This is a genomic window from Agromyces sp. NPDC029043, from assembly GCF_055564615.1.
This window is the reverse complement of the sequence record NZ_JBVHVX010000011.1, coordinates 104374-128655: the sequence shown is the minus strand read 5'-3', so window position 1 is coordinate 128655 and position 24282 is coordinate 104374. Positions and strand designations below refer to the sequence as shown.

Annotated in this window: 28 protein-coding genes and 1 tRNA gene; 14 read left to right on the top strand and 15 right to left on the bottom strand. The window is 73.0% G+C overall.

What is annotated here, in order from left to right; translation table 11 throughout:
• Positions 1-17: 17 nt before the first annotated feature.
• Together ACZ4TW_RS14745 and ACZ4TW_RS14740 are read right to left on the bottom strand one after the other, a co-directional pair.
• Positions 18-218, bottom strand: a complete 201-nt coding sequence (locus ACZ4TW_RS14745) for a hypothetical protein (RefSeq protein WP_465543654.1) — start codon at positions 216-218, stop codon at positions 18-20.
• Positions 215-3970, bottom strand: a complete 3756-nt coding sequence (locus ACZ4TW_RS14740) for an AAA family ATPase (RefSeq protein ID WP_465543652.1) — start codon at positions 3968-3970, stop codon at positions 215-217. The genes ACZ4TW_RS14745 and ACZ4TW_RS14740 overlap by 4 nt, the downstream gene beginning before the upstream one ends.
• A gap of 116 nt (positions 3971-4086) precedes the next feature.
• Here ACZ4TW_RS14740 and ACZ4TW_RS14735 point away from each other — a divergent pair, with 116 nt between their 5' ends.
• Positions 4087-4395 (top strand): rhodanese-like domain-containing protein, encoded by a 309-nt coding sequence (locus tag ACZ4TW_RS14735; protein ID WP_465543650.1) that lies wholly within the window; start codon positions 4087-4089, stop codon positions 4393-4395.
• Complete coding sequence (locus ACZ4TW_RS14730) at positions 4392-4676, top strand: metal-sensitive transcriptional regulator (protein WP_465543648.1); 285 nt, start codon at positions 4392-4394, stop codon at positions 4674-4676. The genes ACZ4TW_RS14735 and ACZ4TW_RS14730 overlap by 4 nt, the downstream gene beginning before the upstream one ends.
• 100 nt (positions 4677-4776) lie before the next feature.
• On the opposite strand, the gene ald is transcribed toward ACZ4TW_RS14730, so the two are convergent.
• Positions 4777-5877: an alanine dehydrogenase gene (gene ald, locus ACZ4TW_RS14725; protein ID WP_465543646.1), complete on the bottom strand. Its 1101-nt coding sequence runs from the start codon at positions 5875-5877 to the stop codon at positions 4777-4779.
• A gap of 130 nt (positions 5878-6007) precedes the next feature.
• Here ald and ACZ4TW_RS14720 point away from each other — a divergent pair, with 130 nt between their 5' ends.
• Positions 6008-6511, top strand: coding sequence for an Lrp/AsnC family transcriptional regulator (locus ACZ4TW_RS14720; RefSeq protein WP_465543644.1), 504 nt, complete (start codon positions 6008-6010; stop codon positions 6509-6511).
• 35 nt (positions 6512-6546) lie between these two features.
• Here ACZ4TW_RS14720 and ACZ4TW_RS14715 read toward each other — a convergent pair whose 3' ends face one another.
• Positions 6547-7614, bottom strand: coding sequence for an ATP-dependent DNA ligase (locus tag ACZ4TW_RS14715; RefSeq protein WP_465543642.1), 1068 nt, complete (start codon positions 7612-7614; stop codon positions 6547-6549).
• A 122-nt stretch (positions 7615-7736) separates the two neighbouring features.
• On the opposite strand from ACZ4TW_RS14715, the gene ACZ4TW_RS14710 reads away from it, so the two are divergent.
• The 4 genes from ACZ4TW_RS14710 (at position 7737) to ACZ4TW_RS14695 (ending at position 9420) form a co-directional block, all read left to right on the top strand.
• Positions 7737-7964 carry a hypothetical protein gene (locus ACZ4TW_RS14710; RefSeq protein ID WP_465543640.1) on the top strand — a complete coding sequence of 76 codons (228 nt, stop codon included), beginning with the start codon at positions 7737-7739 and terminating at the stop codon, positions 7962-7964.
• Positions 7961-8230 (top strand): hypothetical protein, encoded by a 270-nt coding sequence (locus tag ACZ4TW_RS14705; protein WP_465543638.1) that lies wholly within the window; start codon positions 7961-7963, stop codon positions 8228-8230. Before ACZ4TW_RS14710 ends, ACZ4TW_RS14705 begins: the two co-directional genes overlap by 4 nt.
• Positions 8231-8309: 79 nt before the next feature.
• The gene (locus tag ACZ4TW_RS14700; protein WP_465543636.1) at positions 8310-9029 is read left to right on the top strand and encodes a TMEM175 family protein; all 720 of its coding nucleotides are present in this window, start codon (positions 8310-8312) and stop codon (positions 9027-9029) included.
• Between the two features lie 31 nt (positions 9030-9060).
• Positions 9061-9420: a hypothetical protein gene (locus tag ACZ4TW_RS14695; protein WP_465543634.1), complete on the top strand. Its 360-nt coding sequence runs from the start codon at positions 9061-9063 to the stop codon at positions 9418-9420.
• 3 nt (positions 9421-9423) lie between these two features.
• Here ACZ4TW_RS14695 and ACZ4TW_RS14690 read toward each other — a convergent pair whose 3' ends face one another.
• Both ACZ4TW_RS14690 and ACZ4TW_RS14685 read right to left on the bottom strand, forming a co-directional pair.
• The gene (locus ACZ4TW_RS14690; RefSeq protein ID WP_465543632.1) at positions 9424-9690 is read right to left on the bottom strand and encodes a hypothetical protein; all 267 of its coding nucleotides are present in this window, start codon (positions 9688-9690) and stop codon (positions 9424-9426) included.
• On the bottom strand, positions 9690-10022 hold the full coding sequence (locus tag ACZ4TW_RS14685; protein WP_465543630.1) for a DUF7882 family protein: 333 nt from the start codon (positions 10020-10022) through the stop codon (positions 9690-9692). The genes ACZ4TW_RS14690 and ACZ4TW_RS14685 overlap by 1 nt, the downstream gene beginning before the upstream one ends.
• A 193-nt stretch (positions 10023-10215) precedes the next feature.
• On the opposite strand from ACZ4TW_RS14685, the gene ACZ4TW_RS14680 reads away from it, so the two are divergent.
• Complete coding sequence (locus ACZ4TW_RS14680) at positions 10216-10470, top strand: hypothetical protein (protein ID WP_465543628.1); 255 nt, start codon at positions 10216-10218, stop codon at positions 10468-10470.
• A gap of 34 nt (positions 10471-10504) precedes the next feature.
• On the opposite strand, the gene ACZ4TW_RS14675 is transcribed toward ACZ4TW_RS14680, so the two are convergent.
• Positions 10505-10576 (bottom strand) — tRNA-Arg (locus ACZ4TW_RS14675).
• A gap of 105 nt (positions 10577-10681) precedes the next feature.
• On the opposite strand from ACZ4TW_RS14675, the gene allB reads away from it, so the two are divergent.
• Positions 10682-12055, top strand: a complete 1374-nt coding sequence (allB, locus tag ACZ4TW_RS14670; RefSeq protein WP_465543626.1) for an allantoinase AllB — start codon at positions 10682-10684, stop codon at positions 12053-12055.
• A gap of 272 nt (positions 12056-12327) precedes the next feature.
• On the opposite strand, the gene ACZ4TW_RS14665 is transcribed toward allB, so the two are convergent.
• From ACZ4TW_RS14665 to ACZ4TW_RS14650, 4 genes are all read right to left on the bottom strand, one after another.
• Positions 12328-13125, bottom strand: a complete 798-nt coding sequence (locus ACZ4TW_RS14665; RefSeq protein ID WP_465543624.1) for a CHAP domain-containing protein — start codon at positions 13123-13125, stop codon at positions 12328-12330.
• Positions 13126-13496: 371 nt separating this feature from the next.
• On the bottom strand, positions 13497-13994 hold the full coding sequence (locus tag ACZ4TW_RS14660; RefSeq protein ID WP_465543622.1) for an HNH endonuclease: 498 nt from the start codon (positions 13992-13994) through the stop codon (positions 13497-13499).
• 339 nt (positions 13995-14333) lie between these two features.
• Positions 14334-15191 carry a C40 family peptidase gene (locus ACZ4TW_RS14655; RefSeq protein ID WP_465543620.1) on the bottom strand — a complete coding sequence of 286 codons (858 nt, stop codon included), beginning with the start codon at positions 15189-15191 and terminating at the stop codon, positions 14334-14336.
• 197 nt (positions 15192-15388) lie between these two features.
• Positions 15389-16081 carry a metal-dependent transcriptional regulator gene (locus ACZ4TW_RS14650; RefSeq protein ID WP_465543618.1) on the bottom strand — a complete coding sequence of 231 codons (693 nt, stop codon included), beginning with the start codon at positions 16079-16081 and terminating at the stop codon, positions 15389-15391.
• A gap of 158 nt (positions 16082-16239) precedes the next feature.
• On the opposite strand from ACZ4TW_RS14650, the gene serC reads away from it, so the two are divergent.
• Positions 16240-17355: a phosphoserine transaminase gene (gene serC / locus ACZ4TW_RS14645; protein WP_465543616.1), complete on the top strand. Its 1116-nt coding sequence runs from the start codon at positions 16240-16242 to the stop codon at positions 17353-17355.
• A gap of 10 nt (positions 17356-17365) precedes the next feature.
• Positions 17366-17620, top strand: coding sequence for a DUF2530 domain-containing protein (locus ACZ4TW_RS14640; protein WP_465543614.1), 255 nt, complete (start codon positions 17366-17368; stop codon positions 17618-17620).
• A gap of 10 nt (positions 17621-17630) precedes the next feature.
• Here ACZ4TW_RS14640 and ACZ4TW_RS14635 read toward each other — a convergent pair whose 3' ends face one another.
• Both ACZ4TW_RS14635 and ACZ4TW_RS14630 read right to left on the bottom strand, forming a co-directional pair.
• The gene (locus tag ACZ4TW_RS14635; protein WP_465543612.1) at positions 17631-18329 is read right to left on the bottom strand and encodes a DUF3027 domain-containing protein; all 699 of its coding nucleotides are present in this window, start codon (positions 18327-18329) and stop codon (positions 17631-17633) included.
• The gene (locus ACZ4TW_RS14630) at positions 18322-18702 is read right to left on the bottom strand and encodes a cold-shock protein (protein WP_465543610.1); all 381 of its coding nucleotides are present in this window, start codon (positions 18700-18702) and stop codon (positions 18322-18324) included. Before ACZ4TW_RS14630 ends, ACZ4TW_RS14635 begins: the two co-directional genes overlap by 8 nt.
• Positions 18703-18811: 109 nt before the next feature.
• Between ACZ4TW_RS14630 and ACZ4TW_RS14625 the strand changes: the two genes are divergently transcribed.
• The 3 genes from ACZ4TW_RS14625 to ACZ4TW_RS14615 are packed head-to-tail and all read left to right on the top strand — an operon-like array spanning position 18812 to position 22652.
• Positions 18812-19087 (top strand): hypothetical protein, encoded by a 276-nt coding sequence (locus ACZ4TW_RS14625; RefSeq protein ID WP_465543608.1) that lies wholly within the window; start codon positions 18812-18814, stop codon positions 19085-19087.
• A gap of 5 nt (positions 19088-19092) precedes the next feature.
• Entirely contained in the window at positions 19093-20958 is a 1866-nt protein-coding gene (locus tag ACZ4TW_RS14620) for a helicase-associated domain-containing protein (RefSeq protein ID WP_465543606.1), read from the top strand.
• A 47-nt stretch (positions 20959-21005) separates the two neighbouring features.
• A complete protein-coding gene (locus ACZ4TW_RS14615) occupies positions 21006-22652 on the top strand; it encodes a DNA repair helicase XPB (RefSeq protein ID WP_465543604.1) in 1647 nt (548 codons plus the stop codon).
• Positions 22653-22667: 15 nt separating this feature from the next.
• Here ACZ4TW_RS14615 and ACZ4TW_RS14610 read toward each other — a convergent pair whose 3' ends face one another.
• Both ACZ4TW_RS14610 and folP read right to left on the bottom strand, forming a co-directional pair.
• A complete protein-coding gene (locus ACZ4TW_RS14610) occupies positions 22668-23399 on the bottom strand; it encodes a pyrimidine reductase family protein (RefSeq protein ID WP_465543602.1) in 732 nt (243 codons plus the stop codon).
• Positions 23396-24271 carry a dihydropteroate synthase gene (folP, locus tag ACZ4TW_RS14605; RefSeq protein ID WP_465543600.1) on the bottom strand — a complete coding sequence of 292 codons (876 nt, stop codon included), beginning with the start codon at positions 24269-24271 and terminating at the stop codon, positions 23396-23398. Before folP ends, ACZ4TW_RS14610 begins: the two co-directional genes overlap by 4 nt.
• Positions 24272-24282 lie beyond the last annotated feature (11 nt).

Below are 24282 nucleotides of genomic sequence, written 5' to 3'. Positions count from 1 at the left end.
GCGGACGCTCCGTCGTCTCACCAGTGCGGCGGGCGCTCGCGCGCGATGCGGTCGTCGTCCGGGCGGCCGGGCCGCCGGGCCGGCTGCTCGTCGTCGTCGTGCGCCCCCGGCACGGCCGTCTCGGGCTCCGGATCGGTGCCGGGCGCCGGCGTGAGCCGGGCGCGCCGGCCGCCGCGCGTCCGCTCGACGCGCTGACGGGGCTCGCCGTGCTCGGTCATCCCGCCGCGGGCTCCGCGGTCGGCTCTGACTTGCCGAGCACCGCGGCGACGCGCTCGGCGACGGACTCCGGGTCGCCGAACAGCTCGAAACTGTGCACGCGAAGGTAGTGCCATCCGAGTCGCCGCAGCACGTCGGGACGCAGCCGCAGCGACTCCCGCAGGCTCTGGCCCGCGAGCGCCGGATCGGTCTCGACGACGACCGCCCGTCCCGCGTGCGCCGCAGCGAGCGAGAGCGTGCCGCGGTGTCCCACACTCGTGCGGATGCCGCGGCGGTCGAGCCGTCGGGCGAGGTCGACGAGCATCGGGTCGCCGACGCCGGGCGTGCGCGGGGCGGACTGCTGCTGCTCGGTCTCGGCCAGGACGTTCGCGAGCGCGATCACGCCGTGCCGCTGCCGGTCCTCGTCGATGTCGTCGGGCCGGAACGCCGAGACGATGTCCATCGAGCGGCGCGCACGGGTCATCGCGACCGCGAGCAGCCGCTCGCCGCCCGGCTCGCCCAGCGAGCCGAAGTTCGACAGCAGCCTGCCGTGCGGCGTTCGACCGAAGCCGATCGAGAAGATGACGCGGTCGCGGCTCTGCGCCACCGCCTGCTCGAGCGTGAGCACCGTGAAGGGCTCGGCGCGGTCGCGCAGGATGAAGTCGGAGAGGTCGGTGCGCTTGGCGAACGCCGCGAGCACCGACTGGTGCACGCGGGCGGCGTGACGGGCGCTCGCCGTGATGACCATGAGCGACTCGCGCGGGCGCTTGACCGCATGCTCCATGACGAGTTCGACGACCCTGGCGACCTCGGCGTCCAGGCTCTCGACCGTCCCGGTGACCGGGTCGGGCAGCCCGTTGCCGCGGACGTAGTGCAACCCGAGGCTCCCGTGGCCGAGGAAGCTGCCCGCCCAGGGCATCGAGACGATGCGCCCGCCGTAGAACCGGCGGTTGACGAGCTCGGCGAGGTCCTCGCCGCCCGCGCGGTAGCTGCGCGTGAGGGTCATGGTCGGCAGCAGGTCGGCCAGGCGGGCGAGCGCCGAGTCGGCGTGCAGCGCGTCGACGGCATGGTCGGGCTCGGGGCGCTCGTCGGGCTCCGGGCGGATGGCGGTCTCGAACCGCGTCGGCGTCTGCGTGACGGGGTCGCCGAAGGCCACCACCTGCGACGCGCGGCGGATCGCCCCGAGGTTCTCGGCGATGGTCGTGGCGCCGGCGTCGACGAGGATCACCGCGTCGAACGGGATCGCGTCGTCGATCGCGGGCACCTCGTACGGCGAGGCGAGCCAGACCGGCGCGAGCGTGCGGAACAGGTGCGGCGCCTCGCGGTGCAGCCGCTCCGGGCGCACCCGATCGCCGCGCAGCATCCGCCGGAGCCGCTCGGCCTCATCGGGGTGGTCGACCAGCGCGACGCGCCACGCCTCGGCGAGCCGCCAGGCCAGCAGCGGGCCGGCCGCCGACGCGTGCGCGTCGTCGACGAGCCGGAAGTCGGCCTCGAGCCGGTCGAGGACGGTCGTGTTCGCGCCGAGCAGTGCGGGATCGCCCGCGAGCATGGTCTCGAGCACCGACTGCCACCAGGCGAGCTCGAGTTCGGCGGCGACCTGCTGCTCCGGAACGTGACGCCTGGCCAGGTCGACGAGCAGCGGATCGAGCCCGAGGTCGCGGAGCTTCTGCAGCAGCGCGGTGCGCTCCTGGAGGTTGTGCAGCACCTCGGAGTCGGCGGCGAGCCCCTCGAGCATGACCTCGAGGTCGCGCAGCGGCCGCGCCGCGAGCCGCCTCGGCGATCCTTCGAGGCCGAGCGGCACGTCGAGGGCCTGCAGGTCGGCGGACACCGTGTGGTAGGCGACGTGCACGTCGTCGAGGCCGACGGGCACGCCGGGCACGGCACCCGCGTCGGAGTACCGGTGCCACAGCGTGCGCTGCTGCTGGATGCCGCGGAGGGCCGAGTTGAGGTCGCCGACGTGCACGCCCGGCCGCACGTACTCGAGCGCGAGGCGCTTGAGCCGGCGTCGGTTCGCGGCGGACATGCCCGTCTCGCGGCGCGGTGCGGTGGCCGCGATGAGCTCGCCGAGAGGACGGTCGTACACGGCGGGGAGGAACTTGTCGAGCGTGTCGCGGACGTCGTGCAGCAGGCGCAGGAACACGCCGAGCTCGGCGATCGACTCGAACTGGCGGAGCCGGGTCTGCGCGATGAGGGCCCGCGCCCGCTCGAGCAGTCGCGGCACCTCGACCCCGTTGAGGCGCTTGGCGAGCTCGTGCGCCGCGGTGGCCTCCTCGGAGGTCTCGAATGCGGCGCCGTACCACGCGGAGTCGCCGGGACCGTACCGGAACTCGCCGAGCGTCGCCGCGCGGACGAGGTCGGCGGCGACGGCGTCGCGGCCGGTCGCGAGTGCGACCAATGAACCCCGGTCGAGCCGTGCGGTCGTGTCGGGCGGCGCGGCGATCGAGGCGAGGCCCGCGAGCGCGGTGAGCGCGTCGAGCACGGACGCCTGCAGCTCGGGGTCGCGGCGGGTGAGCGCGTGCCGGTAGTCGAGCAGCACCTTCCGCAGGCGTACGAGCGCGTCGTCGACGTCGGCGATGCGCGGCTGCTCGGCCTTCTCGTTCCGGTTGATCGACTGCACGAGGTCGCGCCGGAGCCGCGCGGTCGTGACCGCGAGCCCGCCGAGGCCGACCTGGCCGAGCCGGTGGGCGATGCCGTCGAGGCTCGAACGTCGCGCACCGACGACGAGCACGCGGCGCTCGTTCGCGACGAGCGCGCCGATCGCGTTCACGATGGTCTGCGTCCCGCCCGTTCCCGGCAGCGTCTTCACGACGAGCGAGGCGCCCTGCTCGATGCGCGCGACGACCTGCTCCTGCTCGGAGTCGGCGTCGAGCAGGAGTCGATCGGTCGAGGGCGGACGCTCGTCCTGCGGGACGATCCGCGGCGGGTCCAAGGGCCGGGCGAGCGTCGCGCGGGCGCTGGGGTTGCCGGCGATCGCATCGATCACGGGGTGCTCCAGCCGCGCGGCATCCGCCCCCATCGCCGACCCCACCTCGGCGAACGAGGAGACCACGAGTCGCGGCGCCACGTGGAAGTGCGAGAGGTGCGAGGTGAGCCCGCGGAGCCGGTCGATCACGGGCTGCGGCTTGAACGCGCCGTTGGTGATCGCGAGCGCGACGAACGCCTCGGCGTCGAGCGTGATCTGGAACTGCTCGTGCAGCTCGCGCGCGAGGGCGGGGTTGAGGTAGGGCTGGCCCTTCAGCTTGAGCTCGAAGTCGCGGCCGTAGCGGCGGATGGCGAGCGGGCGCAGCAGCACGGGCGCGAGGAACTCCTCGCCGCCGTGCTGCCACGACGCGAGGCCGATCGCGAGGTGGACGGCCTCGATGCCGCGGACGGAGCGCAGCTCGATGCCCTTCTGGGTGATCTCGGCGGCTGCAAGCCGGGCGTTGCGGAGCGCGAGCTCGTCGCGGATCAGGCTCGACAGGAGCGTGGACTTGCCGGTGATGAACTGCGGCAGGCCCCCTGGGTGCGTCGTGGAGAGCTCGATACGCGTCCGCGGCGTGTCCTCGAAGTGCACGAGCGGCGAGCGTCCGCCGAGCTCGCGCAGCTCGGCGTGCCAGCGGCGCCAGCTCGGCTCGGCCACGTTGGAGGCGACCACGTTCGGATCCCCGACCGTGACGGCGTGCGGCGTCGCCGGGTCGCGTCGGGTGCCCGTCGACCCGGATGGCGCGGGGGCACGGGTCTCGGGCTCGTCATCGAGGAGGTCGTCCTCGTCGTCATCGCGATCGAGCCGTTGCACACCGACACCATACGGTGCGCGGGCCGGTTCTCCCGGGACATCGCCGGGCGCGCGTGGATTCGCATACCCGGGCCGTATTGATACCATGGGGGTATACATCCCCACGAGGAGCACCCATGAAGTCCACCACCCCCACGGAGGCGCACGCCGCGACGGGCGCCTTCATCCTCGACGTCCGCGAGGACGAGGAACGCGCCCAGGCGCACGTCGACGGCACGCACCACATCCCACTCGCCGCGCTCGTCGAGCGGCTCGACGAGGTGCCCCGCGACCGCACGGTCTACGTGATGTGCGCGGTCGGCGGCCGCAGTGCCCGTGCCACGCAGTACCTGGAGGCGCAGGGCGTCGACGCCGTCAACATCGACGGGGGCATCGCCGAGTGGCACCGCGCCGGCCTGCCCGTCACGATCGGGGGTCTCGCATGAGCGCGGTCGCCGAGACCAGGTCCGACGCGCAGCGCCGCATCGCCAATCGGCTGAAGCGCGCCCGCGGCCAGCTCAACGCCGTCATCGACGCCGTCGAGTCGGGCGCCGACTGCCGCACCGTCGTCACGCAGCTGGCGGCCGTCTCGAGCGCCCTCGATCGCGCCGGCTTCGCCGTCATCTCGACCGCGATGCGCGACTGCGCGACCGACCCGGAGGGCGCCGGCGAGGGCGACAAGCTCGACTTCGACGAGCTCGAGAAGCTCTTCCTCTCGCTCTCCTAGGCTCGAGGACGCACGACGGCGCCGACCGGTGGATCACCGGTCGGCGCCGTCGCGTGCTCCGTGGGCGCCGATCGGCGCGGGAGTTCCGTGGTCGGCCTGCTCAGCCGAGCGTCGCGTGCTCCAGCCCGTGCGCCTTGGCGACGCCCTCGTTGGTGAGCTTCCCGCCGGTGGCGTTCAGGCCCTTGGCCAGCGCGGCGTCCTCGGCGAGCGCGGCCTGCCACCCGAGGTCGGCGACCTTGAGCACGTACGGGAGCGTCGCGTTCGTCAGTGCGGGCGTCGACGTCGCGGGCACCGCGCCCGGCATGTTGGCGACGCAGTAGAAGATCGCGTCGTGCACGCGGAACGTGGGCTCGGCGTGCGTGGTCGGGCGGGAGCCCTCGAAGCAGCCGCCCTGGTCGATCGCGATGTCGACGAGCACGGCGCCGCGCTTCATGGTCGCGACCATCTCGTCGGTGACGACCTTGGGCGCGGCGGCTCCCGGCACGAGGACGGCGCCGATCACGAGGTCGGCGTCGCGCACCTGCCGCGCGGTCTCGTACGGTGAGGCGGCGAGGGTCTTGATGCGGTGGTCGTAGCGGGCGTCGAGCTCGCGGAGCTTGGGCAGCGAGATGTCCATGACGGTCACGTCGGCGCCGAGGCCGAGCGCCGTGGCCGCGGCCTGCTCGCCGGCGACGCCGCCGCCGATGACGAGCACCTTGGCCGGTGCGGTGCCGGGCACGCCGCCGAGCAGCACCCCGCGCCCGCCCTTGGACGCGTGCAGCTCGGCCGCGCCGACCTGCGGCGCGAGCCGACCGGCGACCTCGCTCATCGGCGTGAGCAGCGGCAACGAGCGGTCGGGAAGCTGCACGGTCTCGTAGGCGATGGCGGTGACGCCGGAGTCGAGGATGGCGCGCGTGAGCGGCAGGTCGGCCGCGAGGTGCAGGTAGGTGAAGAGCGTGAGGTCGTCGCGCAGGTAGCCGTACTCCTGCTCGATGGGCTCCTTGACCTTGAGCACGAGCTCGGCCGCCCACGCCTCGTCGGCGGTCGCGACGATGTTCGCGCCGGCGGCGCGGTACTCGTCGTCGTGGTAGCCGGCGCCTTCGCCGGCACCGGCCTGGATGTCGACGCGGTGGCCGCGCTGCGCGAGCGCGTGCGCTCCCGCGGGCGTCATCGCGACGCGGAATTCGTTGTTCTTGACCTCAGCGGGGACGCCGATGCGCATGGGGTTCTCCGAATGCTGTGTGGATGTGTTCCTCAATGGTCGCCCGTCGTTCGCCTGTTGGGAAGACACGCCGCATTCTGTTCGGTAAAATCGTGACATCCGTCTCGAATGTTCGAAGGGAATCCCCGCCGTGACCGATCTGCCGCAGTTCAGCGAACCCGCCCGCGTGACGCTCGACGACATCGACCGGCAGATCATCGCGCGCCTCCACGAGAACGCCCGCATCCCGAACGTCGACCTCGCACGCGAGGTGGGCGTCTCGCCGTCGACCTGCCTCGCCCGGGTGCGCTCGCTCCGCGAGCGCGGCGTCATCACGCGCTACACCGCCGAGATCAATCCGGCCGCCCTCGGCTACACGCTGCAGGCGCTGGTCTCCGTGCGCATCCGGCCCGGCGCCCGGCACCTCATGGAGCAGATCTCCGACGAGCTGCGCGGCGAGCCCGAAGTGGCGCAGCTGTTCTTCCTGGGCGGCAGTGAGGACTTCCTCATCCACGTCCGCGTCCGCGACAGCGAGCACGTGCGCCAGTTCGTGCTGAAGAACCTGTCGGCGAACCCCGCCGTGGCCCTCACCGAGACCAACCTGGTGTTCGAGCACCACACGGCCAACTCGGCGGGGCTGCGCACCGTGCTCTGACGATCGTCGACCGGACCGGCCGATGGTGCCCCCGGTCAGCGCGAGACCGGCAGGATCTCGCCGAGGTCGAGGCCCTCGGGCGCCTCGAGCTGCTCGTATGTGCAGCTCTCGGGCGTGCGGTCGGGCCGCCACCGGCGGAACTGCGCGGTGTGCCGGAACCGGTCGCCCTCCATGTGGTCGTACGCCACCTCGACGACGAGCTCGGGTCGCAGCGGCACGAACGAGAGGTCCTTCCCGGCGCTCCAGCGGCTCACGGCACCCGGCATGCGCCCGCCGAGATGCGCCGCCTGATCGGCCCACTCGCCCCACGGGTGCTGCGACAGGTCGGTGACGACGTACGGCGCCAGCTCGTCGACGAGCTCCCGGCGGCGCGCCATGGGGAAGGACGCCGCGACCCCCACGTGCTGCAGCCGCCCGTCGTCGCCGTAGAGGCCGAGGAGCAGCGAGCCCACGACGCCGCCGGTCTTGTGCCATCGATAGCCCGCGATCACGCAGTCGGCGGTGCGCTCGTGCTTGATCTTGAACATGGTGCGCTTGTCGGGCTGGTAGGTGCCGTCGAGCGGCTTGGCGACCACGCCGTCGAGGCCCGCGCCCTCGAAGCGCTCGAACCACTCGCGCGCCACGGCCGGGTCGCCCGTGGCGGGCGTGACGAAGACGGGGTCGGATGCCGCCGCGAGCGCTCGCTCGAGCATCGCCCGCCGCTCGGCGAACGGCCGGCCCGTGAGGTCGTCGTCGCCCAGCGCGAGCAGGTCGAACGCGACGAACGACGCGGGAGTCTGCTCGGCGAGGAGCCGGACCCGGCTCGCGGCGGGATGGATGCGCTGCTGCAGCGCGTCGAAGTCGAGCCGGCCGCCTCGCACCAGGATGATCTCGCCGTCGACGACGCACCGCTCGGGGAGGTTCGCCCGAAGCGACTCGACCAGCTCGGGGAAGTAGCGGGTCATGGGACGTTCGTTCCGGCTCCCGAGTTCGACCTCGTCGCCGTCGCGGAAGACGATCGTGCGGAAGCCGTCCCACTTGGGCTCGACGTGGCCGACGTCGGGGATCTCCTTGACCGATTTCGCGAGCATCGGGGAGACGGGCGGCATCACCGGCAGGTCCATCCGTCCATCATGCTCCCGACCTCCGACACCCCGGGAGACCCGGGTGGATCGATCCCCGGCCGGGAGTAGCATCCGCCCCCCGAGGGGTCAAGCCCTGCCCCTTCGGAGGCCGCGCTCGTATCGTGGAGATCGTCGCCCTGCACGACGCCGTGCGAGTGCGCGACCCGAACGGATGGGGGATGACGATGTCCGACCCGCAGAGCAAGGATCCTGCAACGGATCGGGAGATGGACGCCGCCGTCGACGAGGCCGAGCGCAAGGCGCGGGCCGAGGAGGATGCCGACCCCGATGAGCGCGTCGCGGTGCGCGACGAGGCATCCGGCCGCATCACCGAGGAGCGGGCGCAATGACTTCGCTCCTCGACGAACCCGACCAGGAGGCTGCGGCCTCCGACGGCCCGTTGCCCTCGATCGGCATCTGGTGGCCGATGCTCGAGGGCCCCCTGCAGATCGAGATCCTCGAGCATCCGACGGCGCCCCTGCGCGCCGCCGTCGTCCGGCGCATCTACGAGCTCTGCGACCTCGAGGGCCGGCCCGTCCCGCGGTCGGGCGTGCGACTGGGGCCCAACGAACGCGCGTACATCGCCGGCTGGGTGCACGCGGTCGACTGGTCCTGAGGCACGCCGGCCCTCGTGCGGGCGGCCGCCGTCGGCGCGCCTCCGGAGCGGTTCGGCGCGCTCTCGTGACGATGAAGGGGTGGCCGCCGAACCTGATTCCCGCAGCGCGCGACCGAGCGCGCGCTTCGAGCGCGACACGGTCGAGTTCGCCAGGGCGTTCGCCCTCTTCGACGGCGTCTACGCGTTCGCGCTGACCCTCCTGGTCGTCAACATCGACCCGCCCGAGGCGAGCGCCTGGGCCGACCCGGCCACCCTGCTGGCGAGCGGGCTCGGATGGCAGCTGCTCGGCTTCGCGATCAGCTTCGCGGTGATCGCCGTGTTCTGGCGCGTCAACCATCGCATCGTCGCCGGACTCGTCGGCGTCAGCTCGGGCGTGCTCACCGCCAACCTCGTCGCGCTCGCGTTCGTGGTGCTCATCCCATTCTCGACGCAGGGCATCAGCGACGTCGAGACCGCCGACGAGCCCCTCGCGATCGCCGTGTACTCGATCAACATCAGCCTCGCGGTCCTCGCGCAGTCGGCGGTGGCGCTCGTCGCCCGCCGCGACGACGTCGTGGCCGATCCGCTCCCGGCGCGCGCCGTCGTCGTCCGGCTCCTCGACACGCTGACCACTCCCGCGGTCTTCCTCGCGTCCATTCCGGTCGCCTACCTGGTCGGGGCGGATGCCGCGCGGCTCGTGTGGCTCGCCCTGATCGTCGTCGGGCCGCTCAGCGGCCGGTGGGCCGACGCACGCGTCGCGCGCATCGCGGCCGCGTCGCCGCATGAGACCACGAGCGGGCCGTCCGGCGCAAGAGGTTGAGCCGATCCGGTAGGCCCGGTAGACCTGCATCATGCAGCGCATCCTCTACGCCGGAGGCGACCTGCTCACCGGCAACGACATCGCCGACGCGATCGTCGAGTACGCCGCCGCGCTCGCGGGCCGCGGTACCGCGGCATCCGTCGACATCCCCGTTCGCACGACGACGGGCGGCGTCTCGCGCGCGCACCTGCTCATCGGGCCGGCGAGCCAGCTGGTCACCGAGTCGGTGGAGTCGGAGTTCGACGAGCTGACCGACGAGGAGCTCGTGACGCGCCTCCGCTCGGCGACTACCGCGCTTTCGATGCTCCGCCCGCTGGTGCAGGAGACCGCCGTCGAGGACGAGATCGACGACGCCGATACCGACGAACTGGAGTGGCCGCCGGTCCGCTGACCCTCAGCCGAGTCCGTCGCCCTCGGAGCCCGAGGGGAGGGCGGGCGCGCCGTCGACCTCGTCATCGGACGGGATCGGGATGATGCTGACCGGGATTCCGGGACCCATCAGGAGGTCGGCCGGTTGCGGACGGCCCTCGCCAAAGTTCACCCGCACCCAGCGCGCCGAGCCGGCGGCATGCGCCTCCTCGATCGCCTCCTTGATCGCGTCGACGTCGGCGAGGCCGACCGAGTACTCCGCGCCGTCGTAGAGGATGTTCACGCGCTTCATCAGTCGTGCTCCCGGTTGTGCTCGCCCTCGGCCTTCGGTTCGGGCTCGGGCACCAGGACGAGGCCTCCCGGGGAGTTCGCGGTCGACATGAGCGCGTCGACCCAGGCGCGGTTGATCGCCGGCTGCCGCCCGCCAGCGTACTTGAAGACGAGCGGGATGCGCGGATGCATCCACAACGTGCTCCGGCCGTCGCCGATCGACGGGTCGTCGCGCCAGCTGAAGTAGAAGGACTCGCCGCGCCGCAGCTTCGCACCGATCACGAGCTGGAGGTGCGCCAGGACGCGATCGTCGAAGTCGACGCCGAGCGTCGAGTCGTAGGTGAGCTTTCCCACGGGCACCTCCGGGCTGCGAGCGACTCAGCCACAGCGTATCCGCATGCGCGAGCGAACGGACAGGGGCTTGCGCGACGGCCTCGGTTGAACATCGGATGTCGGGATGTCAAGCCTCTGCGCCGCGCCTTCGACGGAGGGTAGAAAGGAAGGGACCGGTCGGCAGACGGGTCCCGACGCGCGAAGGAGGGCGACGATGACGACGCAGGGCTCGACGGTGCACACGCTCATCGACGTGGTACCCCTCAGCGACACCACCTGGCGCGTGTGCGACACGCGCTGCGAGAGCGGCGACAGCCGGCACATCGTGGGCTACATCCACGAGGTGGCCGACGGCTTCGAGATGATGTGGATGCGGCCCCGCCCCGGCGTGACCTACCGCTACGAGACGTTCGAGGACGCCGTGCGGGAGACCTCGCGCCGCATGAGGTTGATCCGCTTCAGCGCCTGAAACACCGCCCGCTGAAGCGGTGCCCGCTCGAGTGTGCCCCTGGAGGGACTCGAACCCCCAACCCTCTCCTTAGGACGGAGCTGCTCTTCCATTGAGCTACAGAGGCTGACCGGACGAGTCTAGCGGGCCGCCGCCGGGGGAACGGCGTCCTGCACGCGACGCACCGTCCCGGCGTGATGCGGGCGGAACCACGGGCTGGGATGCTGGCGGGATGGCACTCCCCTCGCGGACTCCGGACCCCGTTCCCGCCGGCCGAGCCGATCTCGTGATCCGGGCCGAGCGGGCGGTCGTCGGCGATGCGATGCGACCGGCCGCCGTCGCGGTCGCCGACGGACGCATCGCCGCGGTGCTCTCCGTCGACGCCGAGGTGCCCGGCGCCGCCGAGTTGCGGGTCGGTGCCGATGCGGTGCTGCTCCCCGGCCTCGTCGATTCCCACGTGCACGTCAACGAGCCGGGACGCACCGAATGGGAGGGATTCCGTTCGGCCACCCTCGCCGCCGCGGCAGGCGGCGTGACGACCATCGTCGACATGCCGCTCAACTCCATCCCGCCGACCACCACGCCGGCGGCGCTCGAGCTCAAGCGAACGCTGGCGGCGCGGTCCGCCCACGTCGACGTCGGATTCTGGGGAGGAGCAGTCCCCGAGAACCTCGGCGACCTCGCGCCCCTCCACGCCGCCGGCGTCTTCGGCTTCAAGTGCTTCCTCTCCCCCTCGGGCGTCGACGAGTTCGGGCATCTCGACCACGACGGCCTGCTGCGCGCGCTCGCCGAGGTGGCCTCGCTCGGCTCCCGGCTCATCGTGCACGCCGAGGATCCCGCCCTGCTCGGGCACGCCGGGGCCCTGGGGCGCCGCTACGGGCCGTTCCTCGCGTCGAGGCCCGCCGCGAGCGAGGAGTCCGCGATCGCGTCCGTGATCGAGGGGGTGCGGAGCACCGGCGCACGCGCGCACATCCTCCACCTCAGCGACGCGGCCGCGCTGCCCACCATCCGCGCGGCGAAGCACGAGGGGCTCCCCCTCACCGTGGAGACCTGCCCGCACTACCTCGTGATCGCCGCCGAGGAGATCCCCGACGGGGCGGCCGAGTTCAAGTGCTGCCCGCCCATCCGGGAGGCGGCGAATCGCGACCGGCTCTGGGAGGGCGTGCTCGACGGCACGATCGACGCCGTCGTGAGCGACCACTCGCCGAGCACCGTCGATCTGAAGCGGTCCGGCGATGGCGACTTCGGCCTCGCGTGGGGCGGCATCGCCGGCCTGCAGGTCGGCTTCGCGGCCGCCTGGACCGAGGCGCGGATGCGCGGCGTGCCGCTCGAGCGACTGGTTCCGCTGTTCACGACCGGTCCTGCGTCGGTGGCGGGGCTCACCGAGGCCGGCCGGATCGAGGCGGGCGCCGACGCGAACCTCACGGTGTTCGCGCCCGACGAGGAGTTCGTCGTCGACGCGCGCGCCCTTCGGCACCGCAACCCGATCTCGGCGTACGACCGACGCGTGCTCGCCGGGCGCACCCGGCTCACGCTGGTGCGCGGCGAGCCGGTGACGGACGACGCTCCGCGTGGACGGCTGCTCGAGCCGACATCCGCCCACTGAGGGCGGGACCGAGGGACGGGCCGGAACAGCCCGCCGGCGTCAGTTGTACCCGAGGACGACGATGGCGGAGGTCGCGGGCGCGAGCTCGTCGACGAACGCGGGTTCCTCGTGGCGTCCCTCGTCGGATGGCTGCGTCATCGCGGCACCTGCTTTCTCGGTGGGGTGTCCGTCACGCTATCCCATCGCGTCGCACCCTGACATTCGCCGATCCGGACAGGTTCGACGTCGGTTTTCGCCATGTCGTCGACAAGTCGGGGTCGACCGCGCCCGCGTCAGACGGGCGGATAGAGGTAGAGGGCGTCGCCGACGGGGATGGTACGTACGTGGTACGAGTGGTCGGAGTTCCAGTTGTACTCCTCGATCGTGACCGTGCCGTCGCCGTTGACCGACTGCACGTACGCCACGTGGTTGTAGGTGAACCACGCCACCGCGCCGACGACCGGCTCGCTGCTGGTCGGCCAGCCCTTGGCCCGCCACGAGTCGGCCCACTTCCACGCGCTGCCCGAGGCGAGGTTGCCCCAGTCCCACTTCCACGGCGCACCCGTGACGCCCGCATCGCGGTTGAGCCGCCAGGCGACGAAGTCGACGCACTCCCGGTAGTAGTACCGCAGCGGCGAGAGCCCGCCGCCGTAGTCATCGGGGGTCTCGTACCACCACGGGTAGTCGTCGCCCTCGGCCTGCTGCGTCACCCGGGCGAACTCGCCCGTGCCGCGTGAGGCGAGCTCGGCCGCTCGCGCCTCGCGCTCGGCCTCGGCCGCGCTGGCGGCCGCGGCATCGATCTCGGCCTTGGTCGTGACCGAGAAGCTGTCGGCCGAGACGGCCGCGCCGCTCGCGAGCTCGGAGACCGAGAGGCCCTGCGCCTCGGCGACCGAGAGGCTGAACTTGGTCTGGACGCCCGGGACGTGCCCGCCGGGGAGGAACGCGTAGGCGGGCAGCGCCAGCGTGCCGACGAGGGCGGGCACGAGCAGGAGCGCGGCGGCGGCGCGCAGCGGGCCGTAGCGGCGGCGGGATGGCGCGCGGCCGTCGGGCCCGCGCCGCTCGACGGGCCGGTCGTAGACCGGCCGCGCCATCGGATCCGGGTGGCGGTCGTACGGCGGACGACGGGGCGATGCGCCGGGTCGGCGCTCGGCCGACGCCCGGACGTCGCGGCGCTGCGGCGCCGGCCACGCGGCATCCGGCGGCGGCGCCATCGACCGGCGGGCAGCGCTCGGGCCGCGATCGACCTCGTGTGGCGGCTCGGCGGGGCGTCGCGGTCGCAGGCTCGGGGGGCGGCCGTGCGTGTCGTCACCGTACAAGGATGTGAACCTCCGGGGCCTGCGCGCGGCCTGGGGAACCGAGACGCAGGTTGCGATCGTGGAGCAGCGGGGGCGCTCCCGGGCTCGTACCACCCTAGGGCACGGCCGGGAGCCCTGTCATCGGCCGGGAGACGGCGCGTCGCGCCTCAGGCGGCTCGCTCCAGGAAGTCGCTCCACTGGGGCAGCGGGCGCTCGAATCCGCGGACGACCCACCCCCGGCCGTGCGGCATGCGCGGCGTTATCCGGAGCGCCCAGCCCATCTCGGCCGGCGTGTGATCGCCCTTGGCGTTGTTGCAGCGCAGGCAGCACGCGACGAGGTTCTCCCAGGTGTCGCGCCCGCCGCGGGAGCGGGGCAGCACGTGGTCGATCGTCGCGGCCGACTTGCCGCAGTAGGCGCAGCGGTGCTCGTCTCGGCGCAGCACGCCCCGGCGGCTCACGGGCACGTGGTGCACCCGGGGCGTCCGGACGTACCGCGTGAGCAGGATGACGCTGGGACGCACCCACTCGCCGCTCGTGCCGTGCACCGGATTGTCCTCGTCGTGGAGGATCACTGTGGCCTTCTCGTTCATGACGAGGAGGATGGCTCGCTTGAACGAGACGACGGCGAGGGGTTCATATCCGGCGTTCAGCACGAGGGTGCGCATGGGGTGCCTTTCGATCGGTGCTGGATGGCTTCCAGCCGCGTGAAGGGATCGACGACACGGATGCCGCGGGGCGGGCGGCATGCCCCCGGAGACGCGAAACGGGCACCGTCGTGAAGACAGTGCCCGTCGGCATCCCGGCGCAGTCGCGACTCGGCTGACTGCTGCGCCGCTGGTCGTAGAGCGCGCGCGCACCCGTGGAATGGGTGCTGCTGCGCGGACCGACCATCGGACTTCCCCTACCCGGTATTCGGATCGTCAGGTTCCAAGGCTACGACAGGAATGGCGCACCGGGACCTCCCGGCGCGCCATTCCTGTCACGCTTCATGCGCTGTTCACACGTCAGATACGCACGATGTAGTAGTCGCTCGTCCAGATGGGCTGCACGCGGACGACCGTGCCCTCGTACGGCGCGTGCAGGATCTGGCCGTTGCCGGCGTAGAAGCCGATGTGCCCCGGCATCACGACGAGGTCGCCCGGAACGGCCTGGTCGACGGAGATGCGGGTGCCCGCGGCGGCCTGCGCGGCCGACGAGTGCGGCAGGCTGATGCCGAACTGCGCGTACACGTACATGACGAGGCCCGAGCAGTCGAAGCCGGCCGGCGTCGCGCCGCCGTACACGTAGGGGACGCCGAGGTACTGCTGGGCGACGGAGAACACGCTCGCGGGGTTGGCCGAGCCGTAGACCGCGGCAGGCGCGGAGTACTGGGCGGCCGACGCGGCGTACGAGGTCATCGCGGCGGCCGCGGCCTCGCGGGCGGCCTCGGCCTCGGCGGCGGCACGGGCGGCCTCCTCGGCGGCCCGGATCTCCTCGCCGCTGGTCGCCGCGTACGCGTCCTGCGAGAGCGGCGCGGCGATCACGTCCTCGGCGACGTCGACATCCTGCGCCTGCGCCTTGGTGAGCTCGGTCTGGGCGGTGGCGCCGAACTGGATGCCGTCGGTGCCGGGCGCGAACGCGTAGGCCGGGATCGCCAGCGTGCCGACGAGGCCGGCGGCGACCGTCATGACCATGACGTTCTTGGTGCCGCCGCGGCGCAGGCGGCGGCCGAGCGAGTCGGGCTGACGCCGTGCGGGCGTCTCGGCCGAGGCTGCGCGCGTGGCCGCGGGGGCGGTGGGGGCGTCGCGTCGGGCGAGGGCGGTGGGGGTGGTGGGCGTGGGGGCGGTGCGCGCGCCGGATCGGCGTTGGGGGAATCGAGCCAAAACGTGTCCTCCGCCCCGCGTCGCCGTAGCGCCGCCTCACCGGTTGCACCCTCGGGCGCGTCACGGGTATCGGGGCCGAGCGGTGAGCGCGGGAGGCGTCTCGACCCAGTTCCGTCGGCGGGCTTGTCGCCGGCGGACTCGAACGAGAATACGCGACGCTCCCCCGAATGTCACATTTCGATCACGGGGCGGCGGAATCAGTCGCCGATGAAGAGGTGGCCGACGACATCGGGCGGCAGTGCGAGCGCACCCTCGCGGCCCTCGACCTCGACGGCGACGGCGGCTCCATCGCGACGGAACGAGGCCGTCGCGCCGGGCACCAGGCCGGCCGACTTGAATCGCGCGAGCAGGTCGGGATCGAACTGCGCGGGCTCGGCCAGGCGGCGGATCACGCCGCTCGCCGCGCCGTTCCCGTCGGCGAGCGCGACGAGCACGTTGCGCACGCCCTGCATGAAGGGCGCGGCGGGCTCGACGCCGAGCTCCTCGAGGCCCGGGATGGGGTTGCCGTACGGCGAGTGGGTGGGGTGGCCGAGGATCTCGACGAGGCGCCGCTCGACCTGCTCGCTCATCACGTGCTCCCAGCGGCAGGCCTCGTCGTGCACGTACTCCCAGTCGAGGCCGATCACGTCGGCGAGGAGGCGTTCGGCCAGGCGGTGCTTGCGCATGACGTGGACCGCCTTGCTGCGCCCGGCGGGGGTGAGCTCGAGGTGGCGGTCGCCGGAGACGACCACGAGCCCGTCGCGTTCCATGCGGGCGACGGTCTGCGACACCGTCGGGCCGGAGTGCCCGAGCCGCTCCGAGATGCGCGCGCGCAGCGGCACGATGTTCTCCTCCTCGAGGTCGAGGATCGTGCGCAGGTACATCTCGGTCGTGTCGATCAGATCCGTCAACTCACTCCTCCTCGGGCCGTCGGGCGGGTCCAACCGTCAAGCCTACTGTCCCCCGCCGAGCCCGACCCGGCCGGCCGACGCGGGCGGTTCGCCGCCGCGACGAGGCGCGGCCGCGTCATCCGCCGCCACGGCGAAGGGGCGCGCCGTAGGATCGGTGCATGCCTGAGCTCGTGATCCCCTCGTCGCTCCTGCCCGCCGACGGCCGATTCGGCTGCGGCCCGTCGAAGGTGCGGCCCGAGCAGCTCGCCCACCTCGCCGAGGTCGGTCCGCGCCTGCTCGGCACGTCGCACCGCCAGGCGCCCGTGAAGCAGCTCGTCGGCCGGGTGCGCCGCGGCATCGCCGATCTCTACTCCCTCCCCGAGGGCTACGAGGTGGTGCTCGGCAACGGCGGCTCGACGGCGTTCTGGGATGCCGCGGCGTTCGGCCTCATCGAGCGACGCGCGCAGCTGGCCTCGTTCGGCGAGTTCGGCTCCAAGTTCGCCAAGGCGGCGGCCGCACCGTGGCTCCAGGCGCCCGACGTGCGCACGGCCGAGCCCGGCTCGCGCGCCGACGCCGAGCCCGTCGAGGGCGTCGACGTCTACGGCTGGCCCCAGAACGAGACGTCGACGGGCGTCCAGGCGCCCGTGCGACGCGTCGACGGCGACGCCGGCGCGCTCACCGTCATCGACGCCACGAGCGCGGCCGGCGGCGTGCTGGTCGATCCGGCCGAGTTCGACGTCCTCTACTTCGCCCCGCAGAAGAACTTCGCGTCCGACGGCGGCATCTGGTTCGCGATCATGTCGCCGGCGGCCATCGAGCGCGTCGAGCGCGTGGCCGCGTCGGGCCGGTACATCCCCGAGTTCCTCTCGCTGAAGAACGCCGTCGACAACTCGCGCCTCGACCAGACCCTGAACACGCCCGCGCTCGCGACGCTCCTGCTGCTCGAGAACCAGCTCGAGTGGATGAACGCCTCGGGCGGGCTCGCGTGGGCCGACGCGCGAACGCGTGAGTCGTCCGGGGTGCTCTACGACTGGGCCGAGGCGCGCGAGGTGGCGACACCGTTCGTCGCCGACCCCGCGCACCGCTCGCAGGTGGTCGTCACGATCGATTTCGAGGCGTCGACGGATGCCGCGGCGCTGGCCAAGACGCTCCGGGCCAACGGCATCGTCGACACCGAGCCGTACCGCAAGCTCGGCCGCAACCAGCTCCGGGTCGCGACGTTCACGGCCATCGAGCCCGACGACGTCCGCGCGCTGACCGCGTCGCTCGACTGGGTGCTCGAGCAGTCCCGATAGGGTGACGGCCATGCGGCTGTGGCTCTCGGAGTCCGAGCGGCGCCCCGATCCGGCGCCCGCCCGCACCGATGCGCGCAAGGCGCTGCTCGTGGGCACCGCCGCATGGCTGGTCGCGCTCGTGGTCGCGATCGTGCTGCGCGAGCCGCTCGCCGACGCCGGGTTCGCCTGGTTCACGACCGCGGCCGCGATCGGCGTCGTGCTGGGGGTGGTCGGGCTCGTCGTCGTCCAGCTGCGGCGACGACGACGGCGCGAGCCGGTGGACTGAGCCGGCGAGGCTACTGCTCCTCGTCGTCCCCCGCAGCGCGGTCGTCGGTGCCGGCGTCGTCGCGGTCGAGGTCGTCCTCGTCGTCGGATCCGTCGTCGAGCGCGTCGATGTCGATGCCGTCGAAGACGTCGTCGGTGTCGCCGTCCGACCCGAACTCCTCGACCGACTCGTCCTCATCCTCGTCGCCGAACTCGTCCTCGTCGTCGGCCTCGACATCGTCGCCGTCGGCGTCGAACTCGTCCTCGCCCTCGTCCTCTTCGCCCGCTTCCGGGGCCTCGGCTGCCGCGGCGGCCTGCGCGGCCCGGTAGTCGGCCAGCCGCTCGGACCACGGCACCCACTCGGGTGCGAGGAGGGCACGTTCGCCGGGCATCAGCTCGGTCTCGAGCACGGTCGGCTCCTCGCCCTCGACCCGGGCGAGCGTGACGCTCCAGTGCCATCCGGGATAGCCGGAGAGGTCGGATGCGAAATGCAGCGACAGGGCGTGCTCGCCCTCGACGACGTGCCCGATCACCGACCCGACGGTCTCGGGGGGCGTGACCTCGAGCAGCGCTCGCTGGGCCAGTGCGACCGAGCCGAGCAGCACCTCGTCGGCCGGCGCAGGAGCAGGGGGCTCCACGGCTTCACCGGGCTCGACGGCGTCACCGGGCGCGGCGGTCTCCGCCGGCTCGACGGCCTCCGCCGGCTCGACGGCCTCGGGAACGTCAGGCATCCAGCTCGTCCGCCACCTTGCGCAGCAGCGCCGCGATCTTCCTGCTGTGGGCGTTGTCGGGGTACCGGCCGCGCTTGAGGTTGGCGCCGATGCCGTCGAGGACCTTCACGAGGTCCTCGACGATGACCGCCATGTCGTCGGCGGGCTTGCGGTGCATCCGCTGCAGGCTGGGCGGCGCATCGAGCACGCGCACCGAGAGCGCCTGCGCGCCGCGCTTGCCCTGTGCGACGCCGAACTCGAGCCGGGTGCCCGCGCGCACGGTCGTGCCGGCGGGAAGCGCTGAGGCGTGGAGGAAGACCTCCTGGCCGTCATCGCTGCTGATGAAGCCGAAGCCCTTCTCCTCGTCGTAGAACTTGACCTTGCCGGTGGGCATCGATGGAACTCCCGCTCTGTCGTCGGCGTCGCCGGGATGCGCGGTCGACGTCGCCGTCAAGTCTACGGTCCGGCACCCGCCCGGACCGCGCGCTGGCTATTCTGGACGAGTGAGCAACCAGGGGCCGGTCACCGAACATCGCGCCGAGCGCGTCCTCGCCTACATGGTGGCGGCCACGATCGGGCTCTCGATCCTCGCATTCCTCGCCGTCATGATCGGCACGCTCGCGGGCGTCGGCGCCGACGACGGCTTCAGCCAGGGCGTCTGGCCCGTCATCCTCGTGCTCCCGCTCATCGGCCTGCCGATCGGCTTCGTCCTCCTCATCGTCCTGCTCATCGTGAACGGCGTGCGGCGCGCGCGGGAGTCCCGGCAGGGCTCCGCCTGACGGCCATGCTGGTGCTCGCCGCGAGGCTCCGCGCACTTCCGCGGGAGGCGCTCGCCGCCGCGCTGGCGAACCGTGAGTTCGACCACGCGTCGGTCCGCGACCTGTTCGACCTCGCCGAGGCGCTGACCACTCCCGACGCGGTCGACCACGCCGTCGACCGGCTCGAGCGTCCCGCACTGGCCACGCTCGCGGCGGCCGACGCGACCATCGACGAGGTCGGATGGACCGACCTCGACGCCGTCACCGCGGAGCTGGCGCGGCTCGGCGCCGCCGACCACCTCGTACACGGCGCGGCCGACGTCATCCGGCGACTCGACGCGCGGTTCCTCGTCGTGCACGAGGGCGAACGCGTGCACGTGCCGACCGAGGTGCACGCCCGGCTGGCCGCGCGCCTCGGCGACGACCTGCCCGACGCCGAGTCGCTCGCCGCTCCGGCCCCGCCGATCGCCCTCGCCGCCGAACGCGCCGACCACGGCCTGCTCCAGCGGCGCGCGGCCGAGACGGCGTACGCGACCGTCGCGGCGACCGCCGAGCTGCTCGCCGGGTTCGCCGCGCAGCCCGCACGAGAACTCGCGAAGGGCGGCCTCGCGCTGCCCGACGCCAAGCGGCTCGCCGAGGCCACCGGGGTCGACCTGACGGCGCTCCCCCGGCTCGTGCGCCGCGCCGTCGAGGCGGGCCTGGTCGTGCGCGAGGGTCCGGTGTGGCTCGAGTCCGACCTCGGCGCCGAATGGGTGCTCCAGGGCACCGCGGCCCGCTGGGTCCGGCTCGCCGAGGCGTGGCGCGAGCGCATCCCGCCCGCGCTGCGCGATCTCGTGGTGCGCCGCAGCGATGCGATGACCGCCAGCTCGATCCGCGACGACGTGGCCTGGTACTACCCCGGCGGTGGCACCTGGCTCCGCGACGGCCTCGACCGGCTCCTCGAGGATGCCGAGGCGCTCGGCCTCGCGGTCGGCGGCGAGCCCGTCGACACCGCGACGCTCGTGCTCGCCGGCGACATCGGCGGCGCGGCCGAGCGCCTCGCGCGCCACTTCCCGCAGCAGGTCGAGCGCGTGTACGTGCAGCACGACCTGACGATCGTCTCCCCCGGCCCGCTCGAGCCCTCGCTCGACGCGCGGCTGCGCGGGTTCGCCGAGGTCGAGGGGCGCGACCTCGCATCGAGCTACCGGGTCACCGCGGCATCCGTGAACCGCGCGCTCGCCGCGGGCGAGTCCGAGGAGTCGATCCGCTCGTTCCTCGCGACGATCTCGCTCACGGGCATCCCGCAGCCGCTCGAGTACCTGCTCGTCGAGTCGGCGGCCCGGTTCGGCGCGGTGCGCGTCAGCGCGGCCGACCCGTCGGACGCGCCCGCCCGATCATCGGTACGCTCCGACGACACGCAGCTCATCGGCACGCTCGCGGTCGACCAGAGCCTCTCCTCCCTGGGGCTCCGGCAGGCGGGCCCGCATCGGCTCCTCTCCCGGTTCCCGCCCGAGGTCGTGTTCTGGGGCCTCAGCGACGCCCGCTACCCGGTGGCCGCCGAGGACGGCGAGGGTCGCATCATCCGCCTGCGCCGCCAGCACGTCGCGCACGTGCCCGCCGCGACGCCGCGCGTCGACCCGCTCGAGGCGATGCTCGACCGGCTCGCCGACGCCGACGCCGACGGCGGGACCGAGCTGGCGTGGCTGGCCCGCCAGCTCGAGGCGGCGGCCCGGGCCAAGGAGACGCTGACCGTGACGGTGCGCATGCCGGGCGGCGACACGGCCGACTACCTGCTCGCGCCCGCGAGCGTCGCGAACGGGCGACTCCGCGCGCGCGACCGGAAGGCCGACATCGAGCGCACGCTGCCGATCTCTGCGATCGCCTCGGTCGCGCCGGCCCCCGCCGGCAGCTGAGCGAACGCGGGGCGACCTCGGAGCAACCCGGGGTAGGCTGGTCGGTCATGTCAGACGGCCCCCTGATCGTGCAGAGCGATCGCACCGTGCTCCTCGAGGTCGCCAACCCGCTCGCGGAGGATGCGAGGCACGACCTCGCGATCTTCGCCGAGCTCGAACGCGCCCCCGAGCACATCCACACGTACCGCATCACCCGGCTGGGCCTGTGGAACGCCCGGGCCGCCGGGCACACCGCGGAGGACATGCTCGGCACGCTCGAGCGGTACGCGAAGTTCCCGGTGCCGCAGACGGTCGCCGTCGACATGCGCGAGACCGTCGCGCGCTACGGCCGCCTGGTGGTCGACCGCACCGATGACGGGGCCCTGCGCCTGCGCAGCGACGACATGCCCGTGCTCACCGAGGTCGCCGGGGCCAAGCGCATCGCGCCGCTGCTGACCGAACGCCTCGACGACACCAGCTTCCTCGTCGAGCCGTGGGCGCGCGGGCAGCTCAAGCAGGAGCTCGTCAAGCTGGGCTGGCCCGCGGAGGACCTCGCGGGCTACACGCCCGGCACGCCGCACGAGATCGCGCTGCAGGAGAACGGCTGGCACCTGCGCGACTACCAGCAGAAGGCCGTCGACAACTTCTTCGACGGCGGGTCGGGCGTCGTGGTGCTGCCGTGCGGCGCCGGCAAGACGCTCGTCGGCGCGGGCGCGATGGCGACCGCGAAGACCACCACGCTGATCCTCGTGACGAACACGGTGTCGGCGCGGCAGTGGCGCGACGAGCTGTTGAAGCGCACGAGCCTCACGCCCGCCGAGATCGGCGAGTACTCCGGCCAGACCAAGGAGATCAAGCCCGTCACGATCGCGACGTACCAGATCCTCACCGCGAAGCGGAAGGGCGAGTACGCGCACCTCGCCCTGCTCGACGCGCTCGACTGGGGGCTCGTGGTCTACGACGAGGTGCACCTGCTGCCCGCGCCGGTGTTCAAGCTCACGGCCGAGCTGCAGGCGCGCCGGCGCCTGGGACTGACCGCCACGCTCGTGCGCGAGGACGGGCGCGAGGGCGACGTGTTCTCGCTCATCGGCCCGAAGCGGTTCGACGCGCCGTGGAAGGAGATCGAGGCGCAGGGCTTCATCTCTCCCGCCGCGTGCTACGAGGTGCGCATCGACCTGCCCCAATCCGAGCGGCTCGCCTACGCGGCCTCCGCCGACGACGAGCGCTACCGGCTCGCCGCGACCGCGCCCGCCAAGCTCGACGTGGTGCGGCAGCTCGTGGCGCGTCACCAGGGCGAGCGGATCCTCGTCATCGGGCAGTACCTCGACCAGATCGACGAGCTCGCCGAGGCGCTCGGCGCACCGCAGCTGACCGGTGCGACGCCCGTCGACGAGCGCGAGCGGCTGTTCCAGGAGTTCCGCGACGGCCGGACACCCGTGCTGGTGGTGTCGAAGGTCGCGAACTTCTCGGTCGACCTTCCCGAGGCGACCGTCGCGATCCAGGTGTCGGGCTCGTTCGGCTCACGGCAGGAGGAGGCGCAGCGCCTCGGCCGGCTGCTACGGCCGAAGGAGTCGGGCCTGTCGGCGAACTTCTACACGCTCGTCGCGCGCGACACCGTCGACCAGGATTTCGCGCAGAACCGGCAGCGCTTCCTCGCCGAGCAGGGCTACTCGTACACGATCCTCGACGCGCACGCGCTCGACGCCGCGGCCTAGCCTCGGCGACGGCGGTCACGCCCGCGCGTAGCGCAGGAACAGCATCCGCTCGCCGGGGATCGCGTGCACGAGGCGCATCCGGCGCGCCACCTCGTGCGCGGACGACGCGATGCGCGAGGCGTCGCCGGCCACGAGTACCGGGCTGAGCGTGACGCAGGCCTCGTCGACCAGGTCGGCCTCGGCGAGCGCGCCGAACAGCCCCGGCCCGCCCTCGGAGAGCACCGACCGCAGCCCGCGCGCCGCGAGCTCGCCGAGGGCGCGGCGCAGGTCGACCTGCTGCGCGCCCGCGACCACGAGCTCGGCGACCTCGGCGAGCGCGTCGCGTCGTGCACGGGAGGCGGACTCGCTCGTGACCACGATCGGCCGCGCCACGGCTTCGGCGAAGAACGGATGCCGCGGCTCGAGCTCGAGGCTGGAGGAGACCACGGCGAAGCGCGGCTGGGGGTCGCGCCCGCGCGCCGACCGCCATGCGGCATCCGCGTCGGCCACGGCCGCACCCCCGTACCCCTCGGCGGCGACCGTGCCCGACCCGACGAGCACCACGTCGGCGTGCGAGCGGAGCACCGACATGAGGCGCTGGTCCTGGTCGTCGCCCAGCGTGCCGCTGCGCCCCCGCAACGTCGCCGCGCCGTCGAGGCTCGAGATCATGTTGACGCGGCAGAACGCGGCATCGGCCCGCCCGCCGGCATCGACCACGTCGGCCGCGTAGGCCGCGTGCAGGCGATCGGGGTCGAACGCCGCGATCACGGCGCACCGCCGGACGGCATGTTGTGCTCGAGGAACGCGGGCTCGCGCCATCCCTCGATCGCCTCGACCATGCGCACCGCGTCGACCGTCTCGCGCACGTTGTGCACCCGCACGATCCGCGCGCCCTTGCCGATGCAGTACACGGCCGCGGCGAGCGATCCCGCGACCCGGTCGCGCCGGTCGCGGCGATCGAGGCTCTCGCCGATGAAGTCCTTGTTCGAGAGCGCGACGAGCAGCGGCAGGCCGATCGCCGCGATCTCGTCGAGCCGGCGCGTGAGCTCGAGCGAGTGGAGCGTGTTCTTGTTGAGGTCGTGGCCCGGGTCGATCACGAGGCGCTCATCGGGCACGCCGCGGGCGCGGGCCAGGTCGAGGCGCTCGCGCAGGAACGCGCCCACCTCGGCGACCACGTCGCCGTACCGGGGACCCGGGTACGGGGTGCGAGGCGCCGCGAGGCTGTGCGTGACGACGAGCGTCGCGTCGCTGGCGGCGACCACGTCGGCCAGCGCGGGGTCGTGGAGCCCCGTGGTGTCGTTGATCACGTTCGCGCCCGCGTCGATGGCCCGACGCGCCACCTCGGGGTGGAAGGTGTCGACCGAGATGACGGCGCCGCTGCGGGCGAGCGCCGCGACCACCGGCACCACCCGTTCGGCCTCCTCGTCGACGGGGATGGCGGGACCAGGGGCGAACTTGGCGCCGCCGATGTCGATCCAGTCGGCGCCGGCCTCGAGTGCGGCGTGCGCGGCCTCGACGGCGGCGTCGAGCGCGAAGGTCGTGCCGCGGTCGTAGAACGAGTCGGGCGTGCGGTTGACGATGGCCATGACCGCGACCTGACGGGTGAAGTCGAACTCGCGCGTGCCGATCCTGCGGCGCATCACGGACCGGT

What these genes read in the sequence shown, in the direction of transcription:
- ACZ4TW_RS14745 (WP_465543654.1), bottom strand. Translation starts at nt 218, where the DNA reads ATGACCGAGCACGGCGAGCCCCGTCAGCGCGTCGAGCGGACGCGCGGC.
- ACZ4TW_RS14735 (WP_465543650.1), top strand. Translation starts at nt 4,087, where the DNA reads ATGAAGTCCACCACCCCCACGGAGGCGCACGCCGCGACGGGCGCCTTC.
- ACZ4TW_RS14730 (WP_465543648.1), top strand. Translation starts at nt 4,392, where the DNA reads ATGAGCGCGGTCGCCGAGACCAGGTCCGACGCGCAGCGCCGCATCGCC.
- ald (WP_465543646.1), bottom strand. Translation starts at nt 5,877, where the DNA reads ATGCGCATCGGCGTCCCCGCTGAGGTCAAGAACAACGAATTCCGCGTC.
- ACZ4TW_RS14715 (WP_465543642.1), bottom strand. Translation starts at nt 7,614, where the DNA reads ATGGACCTGCCGGTGATGCCGCCCGTCTCCCCGATGCTCGCGAAATCG.
- ACZ4TW_RS14705 (WP_465543638.1), top strand. Translation starts at nt 7,961, where the DNA reads ATGACTTCGCTCCTCGACGAACCCGACCAGGAGGCTGCGGCCTCCGAC.
- ACZ4TW_RS14695 (WP_465543634.1), top strand. Translation starts at nt 9,061, where the DNA reads ATGCAGCGCATCCTCTACGCCGGAGGCGACCTGCTCACCGGCAACGAC.
- ACZ4TW_RS14690 (WP_465543632.1), bottom strand. Translation starts at nt 9,690, where the DNA reads ATGAAGCGCGTGAACATCCTCTACGACGGCGCGGAGTACTCGGTCGGC.
- ACZ4TW_RS14680 (WP_465543628.1), top strand. Translation starts at nt 10,216, where the DNA reads ATGACGACGCAGGGCTCGACGGTGCACACGCTCATCGACGTGGTACCC.
- allB (WP_465543626.1), top strand. Translation starts at nt 10,682, where the DNA reads ATGGCACTCCCCTCGCGGACTCCGGACCCCGTTCCCGCCGGCCGAGCC.
- ACZ4TW_RS14665 (WP_465543624.1), bottom strand. Translation starts at nt 13,125, where the DNA reads ATGGCGCGGCCGGTCTACGACCGGCCCGTCGAGCGGCGCGGGCCCGAC.
- ACZ4TW_RS14660 (WP_465543622.1), bottom strand. Translation starts at nt 13,994, where the DNA reads ATGCGCACCCTCGTGCTGAACGCCGGATATGAACCCCTCGCCGTCGTC.
- serC (WP_465543616.1), top strand. Translation starts at nt 16,240, where the DNA reads ATGCCTGAGCTCGTGATCCCCTCGTCGCTCCTGCCCGCCGACGGCCGA.
- ACZ4TW_RS14640 (WP_465543614.1), top strand. Translation starts at nt 17,366, where the DNA reads ATGCGGCTGTGGCTCTCGGAGTCCGAGCGGCGCCCCGATCCGGCGCCC.
- ACZ4TW_RS14635 (WP_465543612.1), bottom strand. Translation starts at nt 18,329, where the DNA reads ATGCCTGACGTTCCCGAGGCCGTCGAGCCGGCGGAGGCCGTCGAGCCG.
- ACZ4TW_RS14630 (WP_465543610.1), bottom strand. Translation starts at nt 18,702, where the DNA reads ATGCCCACCGGCAAGGTCAAGTTCTACGACGAGGAGAAGGGCTTCGGC.
- ACZ4TW_RS14620 (WP_465543606.1), top strand. Translation starts at nt 19,093, where the DNA reads ATGCTGGTGCTCGCCGCGAGGCTCCGCGCACTTCCGCGGGAGGCGCTC.
- ACZ4TW_RS14615 (WP_465543604.1), top strand. Translation starts at nt 21,006, where the DNA reads ATGTCAGACGGCCCCCTGATCGTGCAGAGCGATCGCACCGTGCTCCTC.
- folP (WP_465543600.1), bottom strand. Translation starts at nt 24,271, where the DNA reads ATGCGCCGCAGGATCGGCACGCGCGAGTTCGACTTCACCCGTCAGGTC.